A 17,371-nucleotide genomic window follows, 5' to 3' on the forward strand; every position below is an offset into this window, starting at 1 on the left:
TCTTCTGCCGCCTGCATACATCCATAAATCGGAATCGATTTGAGGACAAAATTACGCGGCAATTCAAAGTGCTGCAGCGTCCTTTGCGTCACCGAAAGGACGTCCTGCGCTGCAGTTCGACTTTCCATCGCGCCAATATGGCGAGCATGGGTTACCTTTTCTACAATAGGACCGGTGAAAAGCATTGGGTTACGCTTGTTTTTCTTTGACGATCGCGGCCTTGCGGATAAAAGGGCATGGACGATGGCTAGGGATCTCCGCCTTTCATGATCAACCTGCGTGGCATAGCAGCCGTTCTGATGCTGCTGGGAGCGGCGGCGCAAGGCCACGCGGCCGGCGTGACGATCGGCGTCGTTGCCCCTGAAAATGGCCCGCTCGCCCTGCTCGGCGCACAGATTGCCGCCGGCGCCGGTTTCGAGATCCAGCAGTCGGGCAATACGCTCGTCGCCGTCAACGAGACCTGCGAGGACAATAGCGGCGCGGCAGTCGGCGATGCGCTTGTCGCGGCCAAGGTGCAGATCGCCGTCGGCTTTCTCTGCAGCGAGACGCTGGAAGGCGCCCTGCCGAAGCTGAAGGATGCCGGCATTCCGGCGATCACCGTCTCCGTGCGCTCCCGCATCCTGATGGAGGATGCGCTGAAAAACGCCTGGCCGCTCTTCCGCATGGCGCCTGCCGATGGCGCCGAGGCGGCAAAGATCAACGAAGTGATCCTGAAGAATTGGGCAGCCGACCCCATCGCCCTGATCGAGGACGGCACGATTCACGGCCGCGAACTGACGGAAGCGGTGCGCAACGCGCTGGAACAGAACGGCCTGAAACCGGTCTTCACCGATACCTATCGCCCGGGGCAGGAGCAACAGATCGCTCTTGTCCGCCGCCTGAAACGGGCCGGCGCCACCAGGGTCTTCGTCGGCGGTGACCGTAACGACATCGCCGTCATTGCCCGCGACGCGGAAGCCGAGAACATCCCGCTCTCCATCCTCGGCGGCGACGCCATGCGCGCCGCCGATCTGCCACTTCCACTCGGGTCCGGCGTGCGCGCCGTCGCCCTGCCCGAATATTCCGTTCTGCCGGAAGCCGCGGCGGCGGCCGAAACGTTGCGCGCCAAAGGGATCGAGCCGGAAGGTTATGTCCTGCCGTCGCTGGCGGCGGCATTGATTGCCGGCCAGGCGGCCGAAGCCGCCGCTGCGGCCGGCAAGCCCCTGCAGGAGACGCTGCTCGGCACGACATTCCAGACCCCGGTCGGTGCCGTCGCCTTCACCGGCACGCATGAACTTTCGCAAAACCCGTACCGCCTGCTCGAATGGCGCGGCAACGGCTTTTTTCCACCGGCTGCGCCGACGCAATGAGCGGCGGCCAGCCTTGAATTCCGGCGCCGAGCTCGGCTGACGCCCATACGGAGTAAGACTTGATGACGCTGCCCATTCGCATTGCCCCCTCGATCCTCGCGGCGGATTTCGCCAGGCTCGGCGAGGAGGTGCGTAATGTCACCGCCGCCGGGGCCGACTGGATCCACCTCGACGTGATGGACGGGCATTTCGTGCCGAACATCTCCTTCGGCCCCGATGTCATCAAGTCGCTGCGCGCCTATACGGGCGCCACCTTCGACTGCCACTTGATGATCTCGCCGGTCGACGACTATCTCGAAGCTTTCGCCAAGGCCGGCTGCGACCGCATCACCGTCCATGCCGAATCCGGGCCGCATCTGCATCGGTCGCTGCAGACCGTCCGCAATCTCGGCAAGAAGGTCGGGGTGACGCTCAATCCAGCAACCCCGCTCAGCGCCATCGAGAACGTGCTCGACGATGTCGACCTCATCCTCATCATGTCGGTCAATCCCGGATTCGGTGGACAGAAGTTCATTCCGGCGATGGCAGCCAAAATCGCGGCGGCAAAGTCGCTGATCGGTGACAGGCCGATCGAGCTTGAGGTCGACGGCGGCGTCACTGTGGAAACGGCGCCGGCAATCGCGCGCGCCGGCGGCAACGTCCTCGTCGCCGGCTCGGCGATTTTCAAGGGCGATACGGTTGAGGACTATCGCCGGACCGTCACCGATCTGCGTCAGGCAGCCGAAGGGGGACGAGCATGAAGAAGCAGCTTTTCTTAGGCGGCCTGCTCGCCGCCGCACTCGCCGGCCTGCCCGGCGTGTCACTTGCCGGCGACATTGCCAGCATCCAGCCGATCGGCTTTTCCGCCGACGGCAAGGTCTTCGCCTTCCAGGAGTTCGGCCTCAAGGAGGGCAGCAATGTCCCCTATTCCAACACCTATTTCATCGATACCGATAAGGGCCAGTATCTCGAGGGCACGCCCTTCCGCACCGAGCTGACCGACAAGGACGCCAATCTTTCCAAGGCGCGGCGGCAGAATCTCACGGCGGCGCGCGGCCAGATGGACAAATACGATCTCCTGACCAACCCCGGCCTGATCGCCGCCTTCAATCCGCCGACCGAACTCGGCTCTCCGGCAAAGACGCTGCGCTACACCACGCTTGCGAGCGACGGCCCGCCGAAATCGCCCTATACGCTTTCGCTCGGCGAGTTGCCGATCGCGGTGCCGAAGGACTGCGCGGCGATCGCCAAGCGGGTCCTCGGCTTCAGCCTGCAGATGATCGAGAAGGAAGGCGCTCCGAACCGGCAGGCAGCGCGCCAGGTGCAATCGGTTCCGGCCGAGCGCGCATGTTCGGTCGAATACAGGATCGGCGGCGCCGTCGTCTATCAGCCGGACGCCGCAAACCAGGTTCATATCGCCCTGGTCCTGGCCTTCGATGCGCAAAGGAATGGGCGCTGGATCGCCGTTCCGGTTCATCCCTGAGCTGGTTGCCCGACATGGAGCGCCTCAGGGCGGCATGGCCGCCCTACTCCCATCTGATCCTCGGCGCCTTGCTTTGGGCCGTGCAGATGCTCGTCTCGGCTATGCTGGGTCTCTATCTGCGCAACGGCCTGGAGACGAGCCGGCTTGCCGAAGTCGCCGCGCTCTATTTCCTCGGCGGCCTGCTCGCCTGGCCCTTCGCTTTGCCGGCCGCCCGCTTCCTCGCCTATGGCAAGCCGCCGGAGGCGCGTTTCGCCGCCTTTTTCGTGACGCTGATCGCGGCCACGATCGCGATGACGGCTTTCCTCTTCGCGATGGAATATCGGATCTTCTATTCGCGCTGGCACGCGCCCTTCGGAAGCGGCATCTGGGTGTTCCAGTTCATCTTCACCAGCATCAGCGCCGTCTATCAGTTCCTGGTGATCGGTCTGCGCCTTTTCCTGCCGCTCGGTCTCGTCTGCCTTGTCGTCAGCAGCTATTATCTTGCCAAACGCATGCGTTGAGATTGCCGCCCGTCTTTGCTACAGGGGCGCTGAAGCAATTCAGCAAAGACGCTCGGCGGCTTTCCCTGGAATTGCGTGAAAACATAACTTCGACGCTCAAACCTCTTGAAGTGAAGGCAGCCGCCCATGATCCCGCGTTATTCCCGGCCCGAAATGGTCGCCATCTGGTCTCCCGAAACCAAGTTCCGCATCTGGTTCGAGATCGAGGCGCATGCCTGCGACGCGCTGGCCGAACTCGGCGTCATTCCGAAATCGGCGGCAAGGACGATCTGGGAAAAGGGCGGCGCCGCCACCTTCGACGTTGCCCGCATCGACGAGATCGAGGCTGTCACCAAACATGACGTCATCGCCTTCCTGACCCACCTGGCCGAAATCGTCGGCCCGGATGCACGTTTCGTCCATCAGGGCATGACCTCATCAGACGTGCTCGACACCTGCTTCAACGTCCAGCTGGTGCGCGCCACCGATATCCTGATCGCCGATCTCGACCGGCTGCTGGCGGCGCTGAAAACCCGCGCCTTCGAACACAAGGACACCGTCACCATCGGCCGCTCGCACGGCATCCACGCCGAGCCGACAACCTTCGGCGTCAAGCTGGCGCTCGCCTATGCCGAATTCGAGCGCTGCCGCCAGCGCCTCGTCGCCGCCCGCGAAGAAGTCGCGACCTGCGCCATCTCGGGCGCCGTCGGCACTTTCGCCAATATCGATCCGCGCGTCGAGGAACATGTCGCCGAGGCGCTTGGCCTGAAGGCCGAGCCGGTCTCGACCCAGGTCATCCCGCGCGATCGCCACGCCATGTATTTCGCCACCCTCGGTGTCGTCGCCTCGTCGATCGAGCGCCTGGCGACCGAGATCCGCCATCTGCAGCGCACCGAGGTGCTGGAAGCGGAGGAGTATTTCTCACCCGGCCAGAAGGGCTCCTCGGCGATGCCGCACAAGCGCAACCCGGTGCTGACCGAAAACCTGACCGGCCTCGCCCGCATGGTCCGCTCCTACGCCCTGCCGGCCATGGAAAACGTCGCCCTCTGGCACGAGCGCGATATCTCCCACTCCTCCGTCGAACGCATGATCGGCCCCGACGCCACAGTCACCCTCGATTTCGCCCTCTCACGCCTCGCCGGCGTCATCGAAAAGCTCCTGGTTTACCCCGAGAACATGGAGAAGAACCTCAACAAGTTCCGCGGCCTCGTCCACTCCCAGCGCGTCCTGCTGGCACTGACCCAGGCCGGCACTTCCCGCGAAGACGCCTACCGCCTGGTGCAGCGCAACGCCATGAAGGTCTGGGAACAGGGCAAGGACTTTTTGGAGGAGCTCCTGGCGGATACCGAGGTTCGCGCGGCGCTTTCCGAGGAGGATATTCGGGAGAAGTTCGACCTTGGCTATCATACCAAGCATGTCGACACGATTTTCCGGCGGGTATTTGGGAACGCTTGAGAGAACCCCAACCCCTCGGCGTCATCCTCGGCCTTGTGCCGAGGATCTGCCACATATGAACCGGCAGTATAGCCGTTGTTTTAGCTCATTGTTTTGATGCATCTCCCCCCGAAGCCACCGCTCTCTCCGGGCGACATGCATTGAAAGTCTGGCCTCGCCCGTGTGGGATTCGTCTTCTTAATAGGATCCTGGATTGTATTTAGCTTTTCTCAAGCGGCCGTTGTTTCATCTTTGAGGCTTTAGCGTTCCCAGGGCGTTTGCGCGCCTCGGTCTTTTTCGGCGTAACGGTTTCTGCGGCTTCCGTCGTCCTGCAAGCCTCCGTCTCGCCCCTGCCCTTGGCAGCCTTGGCGACCAGTCGGTCGAGATGTTTCAACTCATCCTCGTCAAGATTTTCGATGCCGATGAAGCGGTTTTCGGCGTGGCTCGTCAGGATGATTTCGTTGAGCTTGGCCTGGATCGCCCGCGTGTCGCGCGTCTGCGCGTTCTGCAGCACGAAGACCATCAGGAAGGTGATGATCGTCGTGCCGGTATTGATGATCAGCTGCCAGGTTTCCGAATAGTCGAAGAAGGGGCCGAGTGCGGCCCAGACGATGACGATGCTCAGCGCCAGGATGAAGATGACGGGCTTGCCCGCCCATTCCGATGTCTTGGTTGCGAAGCGGGCGAACAGATGTTTCATCGTCACCTCTGAAATCCTCCCTCGAAGCCTACGCTAAGAACTCCGAGGCAGGTTTGAGGTTCCCGGGGAAATCGGAATCCGCCGCCCGGGAATGAGGCTCTGTTTAGGCGATTTCCCGCGCAACCAGCTTGCGATAGAGATGCCAGGTCGCATGGCCGAGGATCGGGATGACGAGCGCAAGCCCGGCAAAGACCGGGATCGTGCCGATGACGAGCAGTGCCGCGACGATCAGGCCCCAGAGCAGCACCGGCACCGGATTGGCGACCGTGGCCCGGATCGAGGTCACGACGGCGGCGACGGCCCCGACATCGCGGTCGAGCAGCAGCGGAAAGGTGATGACGGAGATAGCCAGCACCACCAGCGCGAAGACGAAGCCGATGAGATTGCCCCAGATGATCAGCTGCAGGCCTCCAGCCGTTCCGAAAACCTGGCGGGTGAAATCTGTCATGGAGCGCGGAAACACTTCTCCGAGAAGATTGGTGTAAAGCGTCTGTGCCGTTACCAGCCAGACGACGAAAAGGGCAAAAAGCATCAGCCCGACCGCGACGATCGACGGCAGTGCCGGCGAGTGGCGCACTTCGAGTGCATGCGTCCATGATGTATCGAGGCCTTCCTCGCGCCGGCGGCTGATCTCATAAAGGCCGATCGCCGCGATCGGGCCGATCAGCACGAAACCGGACATCAGCGGGAAGACCATCGGCAGAAGATTGGCGCCGGAGGTCCATAGCGTCAGGAAGATGCCGGCGATCGGGTACATCAGGCACAGGAACACATAATGCGAAGGTTTTTCCTTAAAATCGTCGAGCCCACGCTTCAGCGCGTCGAAGACGTCAGCAATGCCAATGCGATTGACGACGGGCCGCGCTAAGCTTTCGCTGGCACCCGTCATGACATGAAATGCCGCCATGGCTTTCTCCTCCTCAGCCGAGATTGGTCGGCGGCGGCACGCATCGGCGGGCAAGCCGATACGAAATCCGCAACCGGCACTGGAGCAATATAACAAATATCAAGGCGCGTGTCGCTCTCTCCCTTGATGCCCCTCTTGACATCTTCGACGGGCTTTCTCACATCGGCGGCACTATGAAAGCCTCAGACGCAGATATGCTCATCATCCCCGGCTATACCAATTCCGGCCCCGGCCATTGGCAAAGCCGCTGGGAAGCGAAGCTCAGCACGGCGCGGCGCGTCGAACAGGCCGAATGGACGAAGCCGGTCCGCGAGGACTGGATCGCCCGCATCGCCGAGGAGGTGAACGCCTCGACCCGGCCCGTCGTGCTCGTCGCCCATTCGCTGGGCGTGCCCTCGGCGATCCACGCCATCCCGCTTTTCCGCAATCGGGTGGCCGGCGCCTTCTTCGTCGCCCCGCCCGATGTCACCAATCCCGACATCCGCCCGAAGCACCTGATGACCTTCGGCCCCTACCCGCGCGAGCCGCTGCCCTTCCCGTCAATCACCGTGGCGAGCCGCAACGATCCGTTCGGCAGCTACGAGCATGCCGACGATATCGCCAGCAGTTGGGGCTCCTTTCTCGTCGATGCCGGCGAGGCCGGGCATATCAATGCCGATTCCGGTCACGGTCCCTGGCCAGAGGGCACCATGGTCTTTGCCCAGTTCCTGAGCCGTCTCTCCGCTGATTGAGGAAAACCGCCTTCTCGTTAATTCAGCAATTGCTTTCTAAGTCTTTCTTAATGAAAAGACAGCAGACTGCGCCTGAGATGATTAAGCGAGAATGCCCGTGAAGAAAGCCCATCCAGAGGCCGAGAACCCGCATGGCGATGCCACAGCGGCGGCGGCAGGCGTCGGCGGGGCAGCCGGCGATTCCGAACTGGCGGAACGGGAGAGCCGATGGAACCATGCGCTGGTCGGCTCGGGCCTCGGCGTATGGGATCACAACTACCGCCTCGACCGGAAATATTACTCGCCCACGTGGAAAACCATTCGCGGAATGGCGCCCGACGAGGAGGTCTCCGGCGATTACGATGCCTGGCTACAGCTCGTCCATCCCGACGACCGCGAATTCGTCGCGCATGCCATCGAGCGCCAGAACGCCGGCGACCCGGATTATCAGATCTTCCAGTATCGTGAGCGTCACAGGGAAGGCCAATGGGTCTGGATCGACTGCCGCGGCGCCTGCGTGGAATGGGACGAGAACGGTGTGCCGACCCGCATCGTCGGCACGGATATCGATATCACCGCCCGCAAGGAAGCCGAGGAGACGCTGTCGCGCCTGTCGCGCCGGCTCGACCTGGCGTTGGCGATTTCCCACATCGGCGTCTTCGAGGCCGATATCGAGAATGATACGGTCGAATGGGACGATCGCCTCATCGCCATTTACGGCCTGCAGGGCGCCTCGCATCAGATCGCGGGCGATGCCTGGGCGAAAAGCCTGCATCCCGACGACCGCGAACGCGTGCTCGGCCTGGCCGGCCGCAGCGTCGAAAGCGGCAGCGATTTCCAGCAGGAATATCGCATCATCCGTGGTGACGGCGCCGAACGCATCATCCGTGCTCGCTCGGCCTTTTTCGTCGATGGCAACGGCCACCGCAAGCTGATCGGCGCCAACTGGGACGTCACCGAGGACGTCGCACTGCGCAACGAGCTGCAGCGCGCCAAGGATCTGGCGGAAGCCCGCAACCGCGAGCTCGAAGCCGCCAAGGAGAGTATCGAGCACCTGGCGCTGCATGACTACCTCACCGCCCTGCCGAACCGGCGCTATCTCGACAAGATGCTGGACGAGCGCTCGGCCGAATGCCGCGCCAAGGGCCTTGCCCTGGCGATCCTCCACATCGATCTCGACCGCTTCAAGCAGATCAACGACACGCTTGGCCACCGGGCCGGCGACGCCATGCTGCAGCACGCGGCGAATGTGCTGAGAAACTCCGTTCGCGCCGCCGATTTCGTCGCGCGCATCGGCGGCGATGAATTCGTCATCCTCTGTGCCGTCAATCCCGCCTCGAAAAAGATCGCCGGCCTTGCCGAACGCGTGATCCGCGAATTGCGCAAGCCCGTCAGATACGAGGGGCACGACTGCCGTTTCGGCGCCAGCATCGGCATCGCCGTCGACAGCGGCGCCAGGCTCGACGCCAAGCAAATCCTGCTCGACGCCGACATCGCGCTCTATCGCGCCAAGGGGCTGGGCCGCAACCGCTTCGAATTCTTCTCGGCATCGGCCCGCAGCGATGTCGTCTCGGCCAAGCAGCTCGCCGACGAGATTCTGATCGGCCTCGAGCGCAACGAATTCGTGCCCTTCTATCAATTGCAGTTCGATGCCCGCACCCTCGATGTCACCGGCGTCGAGACGCTCGCCCGCTGGCAGCATCCCCGGCATGGGCTTTTGACGCCCGATCGCTTTCTCGATATCGCCGAGGATCTCGACGTCGTCTCGACGATCGATGCGCTGATCCTGGAGCGCGCCCTGGCCGACCGCCGCGCCTGGATCAGGGATGGTTTGTCGATTCCAAAAGTATCGGTCAACGTTTCCGCCCGCCGGCTTGCCGATCCCGATCTCGGCAAGAAGCTCCGCGCCCTGAAGATCGATCCCGGCGCCATCGCCTTCGAACTGCTGGAATCGATCTCGCTCGACGATTGCGACGCGCTGGTGTCGGCCAACCTCAAGAAGCTGCGCAAGCTCGGCATCGACATCCAGATCGACGATTTCGGCACCGGCCATGCCTCGATCGTCAGCCTGCTGCGCTTGAGCCCGACGACGCTGAAGATCGACCGCGAGCTGATCCGCCTGCTGCCGCAATCGGCCGAGCAGCGCAAACTGGTCGGCTCGATCATCGACATCGGCCGCTCGCTCAACATCCGCGTCATTGCCGAGGGCGTCGAGACTGCGGATCACGTCCGCATCCTCGAAGGACTCGATTGCGACATGCTGCAGGGCTATGCGCTCGCCCGGCCAATGCCGGCCATGCAGATCCCTTCCTTCGCCCGCGCCGGCAGCTGGCGTCACGGGCAAACTGCCGCTCGCGCCCTGCAGGCGCAGCTTGGCCGCGCGCTGCCAAGCAGAGCTGCCAAATAAAACCTGGATAAGCGGCCCGCCATTTCGCCTTCATTCCACGCTACAGGAAAAGGCGCTAAACTCGTCTTGGGAATCCATTCGATTCCCCTGGCGGTATTCCGTAAAATCCGGAAACCGGGTCCAGAAATCCCGAAAAGAGGGAAGGAGCGACAGGCGGATTGTGAAACCCACTCTTTTCCTTTAAGGGGACGCCACGAGATCGATCCACTCGCGCTATCCCAAGAGCGCCAACAACAGAGAATGACCACGATGAACCGTCGCCGCCGTATCTACGAGGGCAAGGCAAAGATTCTGTATGAGGGTCCGGAACCGGGCACCTTGATCCAGTTTTTCAAGGACGATGCCACCGCCTTCAACAAGAAGAAACATGAAGTCATCGACGGCAAGGGCGTCCTCAACAACCGGATTTCCGAATATATCTTCAGCCATCTGAACAAGATCGGCATCCCCACTCATTTCATCCGCCGGCTCAACATGCGCGAGCAGTTGATCAAGGAAGTGGAAATGATCCCGCTGGAGATCGTCGTGCGCAATGTCGCCGCCGGTTCGCTTGCCAAGCGCCTCGGTATCGAGGAAGGCGTCGTCCTGCCGCGCTCGATCATCGAGTTCTACTACAAGTCGGATGCGCTCGATGATCCGATGGTCTCCGAAGAGCACATCACCGCTTTCGGCTGGGCCAATCCGGCCGAGCTCGACGACATCATGGCGCTTGCCATCCGCGTCAACGATTTCATGACCGGTCTGTTCCTCGGCGTCGGCATCCAGCTCGTCGATTTCAAGATCGAATGCGGCCGCCTCTTCGAAGGCGATATGATGCGCATCATCCTCGCCGACGAAATCTCGCCGGACAGCTGCCGGCTCTGGGATATCGAAACCCGCGAGAAGATGGACAAGGACCGCTTCCGTCGCGATCTCGGCGGCTTGCTCGAAGCCTATTCCGAAGTCGCACGCCGTCTCGGCATCATCAATGAAAACGAGCCTGTGCGCGGCACCGGCCCGGTTCTCGTCAAGTAAGGCAGGATAGACAAAGTGATCAAGGCTCGTGTCACCGTCACGCTGAAAAACGGCGTTCTCGACCCGCAGGGCAAGGCCATCGAAGGCGCGCTCGGCGCCCTCGGCTTCTCGGGCGTCGGCCATATCAGACAGGGCAAGGTCTTCGACCTGGAGCTCGAGGGCGCCGACAAGGCGAAGGCCGAGGCCGACCTCAAGGCGATGTGCGAAAAACTGCTCGCCAATACGGTAATCGAGAACTACGCGATCGCGATCGACGGATGATCACAGACCTGCCTTCCGGCAGATTTTGAGGGTTTGGCGTCATGACGAAGGCACAGCTGGAGACGGAAGTCTCGAAATATATGAGCTATGTCCTGCGCCATGCGCCCGATACCGCCGGCTTGACGCTTGATGGCGAGGGCTGGGTGTCGTTCGACGAGCTCGAAAAGGCTTTGACGTCGAAATACGATGTCTCCCGCGCCGAGATTATCGCGATCATCGAGAATAATCCAAAGAAGCGCTTCACGCTCGCCGACAACAGAATTCGCGCCAATCAGGGTCATAGCGTCGACGTCGATCTCGCATTGACCCCGGTGGAACCGCCAGCGGCTCTTTATCACGGCACGTCTTCGGCCAACTGGCATTCGATCGGGCGCGAAGGCTTGAAGAAGATGCAGCGCCATCACGTTCATCTGTCGGCGGATGTCGAAACCGCGAAAATCGTCGCAACGCGCCGCATCGGTGAATATCTCATCCTGCGTGTGGATGCGGCCCGCATGTTTTCAGAAGGCCATTCTTTCTTTGTCTCCGACAATGGAGTATGGCTCGCCGAAAGCGTTCCAGTTCAATATCTTTCGCCAGCCGCGGGGACCCCATGAAATCAGCCGTCGTTCAACTTCCGGGCCTCAACCGTGACCGCGATATGATTGCCGCCCTGACGAAAATTTCCGGCCGCGAGCCGGTGACGATCTGGCAGACGGAAGCCGAAATCCCGGATGTCGACCTGATCGTCATTCCCGGCGGCTTCTCCTATGGCGACTACCTGCGTTGCGGCGCGATCGCCGCCCGCATGCCGGTCATGCAGGCGATCATCGACAAGGCTGCAAAGGGCGTGAAAGTGCTCGGCGTCTGCAACGGCTTCCAGATCCTCGTCGAAGCCGGCCTGCTGCCCGGCGCGCTGATGCGCAATGCCTCGCTGAAATTCGTCTGCCGCGAGATCAAGCTCGAAGTGGTCAATGCCGAGACGGATTTCACCCGCGCCTACGCACAAGGTCAGGTCATCCGCTGCCCCGTTGCCCATCATGACGGCAATTATTTTGCCGACGAAGCCACGCTGGCGAAGATCGAAGGCAATGGCCAGGTGGTCTTCCGTTATGCCGAAGACACCAATCCCAACGGCTCGCTGAACGATATCGCCGCGGTCATGAACGAGAAGGGCAACGTGCTCGGCATGATGCCGCATCCAGAAAACCTGATCGAAGCCGCCCATGGCGGTTCGGACGGCCGCGGCCTCTTCGCCTCGGCGCTCGACGTTATCGCCGCCTGAGCCCGTCCTCAATGCATGCCGCCCGCAGGCCTCTGCGGGCAATGGCATGCGAAAGACCTTCATCCGGATCACTGGAGCCGATCATGCGCCCTCGCCTCTCCGTCGCAAACGCCGCCTTGCTGACCGCTCTTGCAGCTGCTGTCGCCGGCTGCCAATCGCCAGCTCCGGCAGCGGGTCCGAACCGCGCTGCCCTGCCGACCATGGAACGCGTGGCGCTCGGCGCCAATGCGTGCTGGTTCAAGTCGAAGGATCCGGCCTTTGCAGCCTATAAGCTCGCACCCGAGCTCAACTCCTTCTCCGGCCGCCCACGCATCCTGCTCGTCCACAAGGGCAGCCCGGAAAGCCGGCCGCTGCTGGTGGTGCAGGCCGAGGGCAGCCCGGCGCGTCTTCAGGCTTTCGGTCCGATGATGCAGGAGCCGGTCGCCGGCCGCATTGCTGCCGACGTCAACCGCTGGTCCGGCGGCAACAAGGGCTGCAGCTGACCGCGGCGATCCATTTCCGCGGGATCAATCCCAGAAAAACGACTTGCCGACCTCGCGTGCCGCCTCGGACTGCGACACTCCGATATCTTTGAGCTGGCTCGCCGTCAGAGTCCTCAGCGCGCGCCGGCCTTCCCGCTTCTGTTGCCACAAAAGAATTGCGGCCCAGATCCGCCTCAAACGCGTCGTCGCCTCGGCGGGCGCGTCGGGGACAATGATCTGCCTCCTGTCCTCATAAGAGACAATCGGTACAATTGGCATTTTGATCTCAGGCAAGGCAGACATTCCGGGAATCCTTTCGGTTGTCCGTTGGAATTGACTCTTAAACTTGACAGTGACAATGTGACAATATAGGAATTGTCACCATGACAAATTGGCTTCCCGATCTTTCCCGCGGCTCAGGACCGGTCTATCTCCGCCTTGCCGACAGCATCGAATCCGCGATATCGAGCGGCGCCCTGCCCGCCGGCAGCAAATTGCCGCCGCAGCGCAACCTCGCCTATGATATCGGCGTGACGATCGGCACGATCGGCCGTGCCTATGCGCTGGTGCACGAACGCGGTCTCGTTGCCGGCGAAGTCGGGCGCGGCACCTATGTGCTGAACCGTTCCGAATCGGCGCCCGGCGAACAGAGCGATCCGCTGACGATCTCGCTCGGCGGCACCCGCCTACAGGATGCGCCCGCCAACAAGATCCGTTTCGACACCACCGCCGCCCCCGATCTTGGTCAGGGCAAGGTCATAGCGGGCATTCTCGCCGAAATCGGCGAGCAGCATCTCTCCGAAATCTCCTCCTATTCCCGAAGCTTTCCGCAGAACTGGTTCGAAGCCGGCCGCCGCTGGCTTGCCCGCAGCGGCTGGACGCCGGAGGCCGAAAACATCGTGCCGACGCTCGGAGCCCATGCCGCGGCGATATCGGTCATCGCCGCCGTCTCGGCGCCAGGAGACAAGATCGTCTTCGAAAATCTCAGCTACACGCAGGTCAGCCGCAGCGCCCGGCTTCTCGGCCGTCGCACGGTCACCGTCGATTTCGACGACCAAGGCGTGATTCCCGACGATTTCGAACGGCTCTGCCAGCAGCAGCATCCGAAGCTCGCCTTCCTGATGCCGACCGTTCACAATCCGACTGTGACGATCATGCCTTATGAGCGTCGCGCGGCAATTGCGGCAATCGCCAGAAAACACGGCGTCTGGCTGATCGAGGACGACCTCTATGGCGGCATGGCCGGCGATGATACGCCGCTGATCGCCTCGCTTGCACCCGATCGCACCTTTCTCGTCAGCGGCCTGTCGAAATCGGTCGCCGCCGGCGTCCGTGGCGGCTGGGTCGCATGCCCGCCGCATTTCGCCCAGCGTATCAGGGTAACGCACCGGATGATCACCGGTGGCCTGCCCTTCATCCTGGCGGAGACCTGCGCCCGCCTCGTCGAAAGCGGCATGGCGCATGAGATTCGCAAACAGAGCGTCGAGGAACTCTCGCGGCGTGTCCGGATCGCCCGCGAGCAATTGCAGGGCTTCGAGTTCGCATCGCACCTGCATGCGCCCTTCCTCTGGCTGAAATTGCCGGAGCCATGGATGTCGGGCACCTTCAAGAACGCCGCCTTCCGGGACGGCGTGCTCGTCGATGACGAGGACGAGTTCAAGGCGGCACGCGGGGACAAATCCTATCATCGCGTTCGCGTCGGTTTCTCCTCGCCGAAAACAGGGCAGGAGCTGATCTCCGGATTGATGATCCTGCGCCGGCTCTTGGAAAATGGCGGCTCTGCCTATGATGGCGAAATATGACCTGTTGCAAATACACGCCATAATTCCGAAAAAACGCACACGCCTGACGAGAGCGCTTTACCGCTCCCGCCCCCATGCTACCTCTTTGTTGTCTACGCTTGGTGCGAATCAAAGGACAGCAGATGAGGGTCGAGTTCGGGCGGATCGCGCAGCACTTCTTGGCGCTTGCATCAGTGGCTGTTGTAGCCGGCACTTCGATGGCGGGTTCGGCAGATGCCGGCGAGCAGATATTCGATGAGTTGCGTTTCGGGGTTTCTGCCTCGGTGCAATCGGGCCATTCCAGGGAAGACGGCGTCTTCCCGGAAATTACCGCTCTCTTCGACCCTTTCGGATACGAGGAGGCCGTTGGCTGGCAGCAACAGTTGCTGCGTCCTCGTGTCCATCTCGGCACCTCGATCGGCACCGCGGGTGAAGCCACCCAATTCTTCACCGGCTTCACCTGGACGGTCGATTTCAACGACAAGCTCTTTGCCGAAGCCGGCTTCGGCGGCGTCATCCATACCGGCGACCTGGACGACAATGATGACGGCCCGGAACTCGGCTGCCGCGTCCTCTTTCACGAGTATGCCGGGGCCGGCTACCGTTTCACCCCGCATTGGAACGTTATGGCCCAGATCGCCCACTCCTCGCATGCCAATCTCTGCGACGGCCCGAACGACGGCATGACGCGCGCCGGCATCCAGATCGGCTACAAGTTCTGAGCAATTGCCGCTTTTACGAAAAAAGCCTGCCCGCCCCTGTGAACTGCTCCCGAAGTTGGGTGTCCAACTTTCGGGAGTCAGTTCACTGTGTTGACGGCGGGCTTTTTTCTGTCGCGCGCCGCCGCTACATAAGCTAAAGACAGCGCAAAACGCGCCAGGGACCTTCCGCTCATGACCATTCCAAACACCATCCCGATCACGCCGGAACTCATCGCGGGCCATGGCCTGAAGCCGGACGAGTACCAGCGCATCCTGGATTTGATCGGCCGCGAACCGACTTTCACCGAGCTCGGCATCTTCTCGGCCATGTGGAACGAGCATTGCTCCTACAAATCCTCGAAGAAATGGCTGCGCACGCTGCCGACCAAAGGGCCGCGCGTCATCCAGGGGCCCGGCGAAAATGCCGGCGTGGTCGATATCGATGACGGCGATTGCGTCGTCTTCAAGATGGAGAGCCACAACCACCCCTCCTATATCGAGCCTTACCAGGGGGCTGCGACCGGTGTCGGCGGCATTCTGCGCGACGTCTTCACCATGGGCGCGCGGCCGATTGCGGCGATGAACGCGCTGCGCTTCGGCGAACCGGATCATCCCAAGACCCGCCATCTCGTTTCCGGCGTCGTCTCCGGCGTCGGCGGCTACGGCAATTCCTTCGGCGTGCCGACGGTCGGCGGTGAAGTCGAGTTCGACGCCCGCTACAACGGCAACATCCTCGTCAACGCCTTTGCCGCCGGCATTGCCAAATCCAACGCCATCTTCCTGTCCGAGGCCAAGGGCGTCGGCCTTCCGGTCGTCTATCTCGGCGCCAAGACCGGCCGCGACGGCGTCGGCGGCGCGACGATGGCCTCGGCCGAATTCGACGAATCGATCGAGGAAAAGCGCCCGACCGTTCAGGTCGGCGATCCCTTCACCGAAAAGTGCCTGCTCGAAGCCTGCCTCGAACTGATGCAGACCGGCGCCGTCATCGCCATCCAGGACATGGGTGCCGCCGGCCTCACCTGCTCGGCCGTCGAAATGGGCGCCAAGGGCGATCTCGGCATCCTGCTCGAGCTCGACAAGGTGCCGGTGCGCGAAGAGCGGATGACCGCCTATGAGATGATGCTGTCGGAAAGCCAGGAGCGCATGCTCATGGTGCTGCAGCCGGAGAAGGAAGATGAAGCCAAGGCGATCTTCGTCAAATGGGGCCTCGATTTCGCCATCGTCGGCAAGACGACCGACGACCTGCGCTTCCGCGTCGTGCACCAGGGCGAAGAAGTCGCCAATCTGCCGATCAAGGATCTCGGCGACCAGGCGCCGGAATATGATCGCCCCTGGCGCGAATCCGGCAAGCCTGCCCCCCTGCCCGCCAATCTCGTCGCCGCACCCAAGAATTACGGTCAGGCGTTGCTGCAGCTCGTCGGCTCGGCCAACCAGTCGAGCCGCCGCTGGGTCTATGAGCAATATGACACGCTGATCCAGGGCAATTCGCTGCAGCTTCCGGGCGGTGATGCCGGCGTCGTGCGCGTCGACGGCCATAAGAGCAAGGCGCTTGCCTTCTCCTCCGACGTGACGCCGCGTTATGTCGAGGCCGACCCCTTCGAAGGCGGCAAACAGGCGGTCGCCGAATGCTGGCGCAACATCACCGCGACGGGCGCCGAACCGCTCGCCGCCACCGACAATCTCAACTTCGGCAATCCCGAAAAGCCGGAGATCATGGGCCAGTTCGTTCAGGCGGTGAAGGGCATCGGCGAGGCCTGCCGCGCGCTCGACTTCCCGATCGTGTCGGGCAACGTCTCGCTCTACAATGAGACCAACGGCGTCGCCATCCTGCCGACCCCGACGATTGCAGGCGTCGGCCTGCTGCCGGACTGGCGCAAGATGGTTCGCATCGGCAGCGCCAACGCCGGCGACAAGGTGATCATGATCGGCCTCGACGGCAGCCATCTCGGCCAGTCCGTCTATCTCAGGGATGTGCTCGACAGCCGCGAAGGTCCCGCCCCCGAGGTGGATCTCTTCGCCGAGCGCCGCAACGGCGATTTTGTCCGCTCCGTCATCCGCAACGGCCAGGCAACCGCCTGCCACGACATTTCCTCGGGCGGCCTTGCCGTCGCGCTGGCTGAAATGGCCATGGCGTCCGGCAAGGGGCTGACGATCGATCTCGGCGAATGCAAGGGTGCGCCGCATGCGCTGCTCTTCGGCGAGGATCAGGCGCGTTATGTGCTGGCGGTGCCGGCCGATGTGGCGGATTTCGTCTGCGTCAATGCGGAAGGCGCCGGCGTTCCCTTCCGCCGCCTCGGCACGGTCGGCGGAGATGCACTCGTCGTCGGCGATCTCATTACGCTGCCGATTCAGCAATTGCGCGATACACATGAATCGTGGTTCCCTGATTTCATGGAAGGCCGCGGCGAACTCGCCGCGGAATGATGCGCAAGGAGTAACGA

The 17,371-nt window shown here is 62.3% G+C and carries 18 protein-coding genes; 15 read left to right on the plus strand and 3 right to left on the minus strand.

Going from position 1 to position 17,371, the window contains the following annotated elements; genetic code table 11:
* The first annotated feature begins 266 nt into the window (after positions 1 to 266).
* The 5 genes from CO671_RS05655 to purB all read left to right on the plus strand — a co-directional run bounded on the left by CO671_RS05655 (position 267) and on the right by purB (position 4,745).
* Positions 267 to 1,349: an ABC transporter substrate-binding protein gene (locus tag CO671_RS05655; RefSeq protein WP_097605133.1), complete on the plus strand. Its 1,083-nt coding sequence runs from the start codon at positions 267 to 269 to the stop codon at positions 1,347 to 1,349.
* A 62-nt stretch (positions 1,350 to 1,411) separates the two neighbouring features.
* A complete protein-coding gene (rpe, locus tag CO671_RS05660; RefSeq protein ID WP_097605134.1) occupies positions 1,412 to 2,089 on the plus strand; it encodes a ribulose-phosphate 3-epimerase in 678 nt (225 codons plus the stop codon).
* On the plus strand, positions 2,086 to 2,811 hold the full coding sequence (locus CO671_RS05665) for a DUF2259 domain-containing protein (RefSeq protein WP_097605135.1): 726 nt from the start codon (positions 2,086 to 2,088) through the stop codon (positions 2,809 to 2,811). The genes rpe and CO671_RS05665 overlap by 4 nt, the downstream gene beginning before the upstream one ends.
* Positions 2,812 to 2,825: 14 nt before the next feature.
* On the plus strand, positions 2,826 to 3,311 hold the full coding sequence (locus CO671_RS05670) for a hypothetical protein (protein ID WP_097583915.1): 486 nt from the start codon (positions 2,826 to 2,828) through the stop codon (positions 3,309 to 3,311).
* 126 nt (positions 3,312 to 3,437) lie between these two features.
* A complete protein-coding gene (gene purB / locus CO671_RS05675) occupies positions 3,438 to 4,745 on the plus strand; it encodes an adenylosuccinate lyase (protein ID WP_097605136.1) in 1,308 nt (435 codons plus the stop codon).
* A gap of 199 nt (positions 4,746 to 4,944) precedes the next feature.
* Here the strand turns inward: purB and CO671_RS05680 are convergent, their stop codons facing one another.
* Both CO671_RS05680 and CO671_RS05685 read right to left on the minus strand, forming a co-directional pair.
* Positions 4,945 to 5,424, minus strand: coding sequence for a low affinity iron permease family protein (locus CO671_RS05680; RefSeq protein ID WP_097605137.1), 480 nt, complete (start codon positions 5,422 to 5,424; stop codon positions 4,945 to 4,947).
* A gap of 103 nt (positions 5,425 to 5,527) precedes the next feature.
* Positions 5,528 to 6,331: a DUF2189 domain-containing protein gene (locus tag CO671_RS05685; RefSeq protein WP_097583919.1), complete on the minus strand. Its 804-nt coding sequence runs from the start codon at positions 6,329 to 6,331 to the stop codon at positions 5,528 to 5,530.
* A gap of 173 nt (positions 6,332 to 6,504) precedes the next feature.
* Here CO671_RS05685 and CO671_RS05690 point away from each other — a divergent pair, with 173 nt between their 5' ends.
* From CO671_RS05690 to CO671_RS05720, 7 genes are all read left to right on the plus strand, one after another.
* On the plus strand, positions 6,505 to 7,062 hold the full coding sequence (locus tag CO671_RS05690; protein WP_097605427.1) for an alpha/beta hydrolase: 558 nt from the start codon (positions 6,505 to 6,507) through the stop codon (positions 7,060 to 7,062).
* Positions 7,063 to 7,153: 91 nt separating this feature from the next.
* Positions 7,154 to 9,448: an EAL domain-containing protein gene (locus CO671_RS05695; RefSeq protein WP_097605138.1), complete on the plus strand. Its 2,295-nt coding sequence runs from the start codon at positions 7,154 to 7,156 to the stop codon at positions 9,446 to 9,448.
* 249 nt (positions 9,449 to 9,697) lie between these two features.
* On the plus strand, positions 9,698 to 10,462 hold the full coding sequence (purC, locus tag CO671_RS05700; RefSeq protein ID WP_004676256.1) for a phosphoribosylaminoimidazolesuccinocarboxamide synthase: 765 nt from the start codon (positions 9,698 to 9,700) through the stop codon (positions 10,460 to 10,462).
* A 15-nt stretch (positions 10,463 to 10,477) separates the two neighbouring features.
* Complete coding sequence (gene purS / locus CO671_RS05705; protein ID WP_038689209.1) at positions 10,478 to 10,723, plus strand: phosphoribosylformylglycinamidine synthase subunit PurS; 246 nt, start codon at positions 10,478 to 10,480, stop codon at positions 10,721 to 10,723.
* Positions 10,724 to 10,764: 41 nt separating this feature from the next.
* On the plus strand, positions 10,765 to 11,319 hold the full coding sequence (locus CO671_RS05710) for an RNA 2'-phosphotransferase (protein WP_097605139.1): 555 nt from the start codon (positions 10,765 to 10,767) through the stop codon (positions 11,317 to 11,319).
* Entirely contained in the window at positions 11,316 to 11,987 is a 672-nt protein-coding gene (gene purQ, locus CO671_RS05715; protein ID WP_097605140.1) for a phosphoribosylformylglycinamidine synthase subunit PurQ, read from the plus strand. Before CO671_RS05710 ends, purQ begins: the two co-directional genes overlap by 4 nt.
* An 83-nt stretch (positions 11,988 to 12,070) precedes the next feature.
* Positions 12,071 to 12,469: a hypothetical protein gene (locus tag CO671_RS05720; protein WP_097605141.1), complete on the plus strand. Its 399-nt coding sequence runs from the start codon at positions 12,071 to 12,073 to the stop codon at positions 12,467 to 12,469.
* Positions 12,470 to 12,493: 24 nt separating this feature from the next.
* Here the strand turns inward: CO671_RS05720 and CO671_RS05725 are convergent, their stop codons facing one another.
* A complete protein-coding gene (locus CO671_RS05725; protein ID WP_010029229.1) occupies positions 12,494 to 12,751 on the minus strand; it encodes a DUF1127 domain-containing protein in 258 nt (85 codons plus the stop codon).
* A gap of 80 nt (positions 12,752 to 12,831) precedes the next feature.
* Here CO671_RS05725 and CO671_RS05730 point away from each other — a divergent pair, with 80 nt between their 5' ends.
* The 3 genes from CO671_RS05730 to purL all read left to right on the plus strand — a co-directional run bounded on the left by CO671_RS05730 (position 12,832) and on the right by purL (position 17,354).
* Entirely contained in the window at positions 12,832 to 14,250 is a 1,419-nt protein-coding gene (locus CO671_RS05730; protein WP_097605142.1) for a PLP-dependent aminotransferase family protein, read from the plus strand.
* Positions 14,251 to 14,372: 122 nt separating this feature from the next.
* Positions 14,373 to 14,951, plus strand: coding sequence for an acyloxyacyl hydrolase (locus CO671_RS05735; protein ID WP_097605143.1), 579 nt, complete (start codon positions 14,373 to 14,375; stop codon positions 14,949 to 14,951).
* A 171-nt stretch (positions 14,952 to 15,122) separates the two neighbouring features.
* A complete protein-coding gene (purL, locus tag CO671_RS05740) occupies positions 15,123 to 17,354 on the plus strand; it encodes a phosphoribosylformylglycinamidine synthase subunit PurL (protein ID WP_097605144.1) in 2,232 nt (743 codons plus the stop codon).
* The last annotated feature ends 17 nt before the right edge of the window (positions 17,355 to 17,371 follow it).

Source organism: Rhizobium sp. M10 (genome assembly GCF_002531955.1).
Taxonomy (GTDB): domain Bacteria; phylum Pseudomonadota; class Alphaproteobacteria; order Rhizobiales; family Rhizobiaceae; genus Rhizobium; species Rhizobium etli_C.

Coding starts and splice junctions, on each gene's coding strand:
- purB (WP_097605136.1), top strand. CDS start 3,438: ATGATCCCGCGTTATTCCCGGCCCGAAATGGTCGCCATCTGGTCTCCC.
- CO671_RS05720 (WP_097605141.1), top strand. CDS start 12,071: ATGCGCCCTCGCCTCTCCGTCGCAAACGCCGCCTTGCTGACCGCTCTT.
- CO671_RS05680 (WP_097605137.1), bottom strand. CDS start 5,424: ATGAAACATCTGTTCGCCCGCTTCGCAACCAAGACATCGGAATGGGCG.
- rpe (WP_097605134.1), top strand. CDS start 1,412: ATGACGCTGCCCATTCGCATTGCCCCCTCGATCCTCGCGGCGGATTTC.
- CO671_RS05725 (WP_010029229.1), bottom strand. CDS start 12,751: ATGTCTGCCTTGCCTGAGATCAAAATGCCAATTGTACCGATTGTCTCT.
- purQ (WP_097605140.1), top strand. CDS start 11,316: ATGAAATCAGCCGTCGTTCAACTTCCGGGCCTCAACCGTGACCGCGAT.
- CO671_RS05695 (WP_097605138.1), top strand. CDS start 7,154: ATGCCCGTGAAGAAAGCCCATCCAGAGGCCGAGAACCCGCATGGCGAT.
- purC (WP_004676256.1), top strand. CDS start 9,698: ATGAACCGTCGCCGCCGTATCTACGAGGGCAAGGCAAAGATTCTGTAT.
- CO671_RS05690 (WP_097605427.1), top strand. CDS start 6,505: ATGAAAGCCTCAGACGCAGATATGCTCATCATCCCCGGCTATACCAAT.
- CO671_RS05670 (WP_097583915.1), top strand. CDS start 2,826: ATGGAGCGCCTCAGGGCGGCATGGCCGCCCTACTCCCATCTGATCCTC.
- CO671_RS05710 (WP_097605139.1), top strand. CDS start 10,765: ATGACGAAGGCACAGCTGGAGACGGAAGTCTCGAAATATATGAGCTAT.
- CO671_RS05655 (WP_097605133.1), top strand. CDS start 267: ATGATCAACCTGCGTGGCATAGCAGCCGTTCTGATGCTGCTGGGAGCG.
- CO671_RS05735 (WP_097605143.1), top strand. CDS start 14,373: ATGAGGGTCGAGTTCGGGCGGATCGCGCAGCACTTCTTGGCGCTTGCA.
- CO671_RS05665 (WP_097605135.1), top strand. CDS start 2,086: ATGAAGAAGCAGCTTTTCTTAGGCGGCCTGCTCGCCGCCGCACTCGCC.
- CO671_RS05730 (WP_097605142.1), top strand. CDS start 12,832: ATGACAAATTGGCTTCCCGATCTTTCCCGCGGCTCAGGACCGGTCTAT.
- CO671_RS05685 (WP_097583919.1), bottom strand. CDS start 6,331: ATGGCGGCATTTCATGTCATGACGGGTGCCAGCGAAAGCTTAGCGCGG.
- purL (WP_097605144.1), top strand. CDS start 15,123: ATGACCATTCCAAACACCATCCCGATCACGCCGGAACTCATCGCGGGC.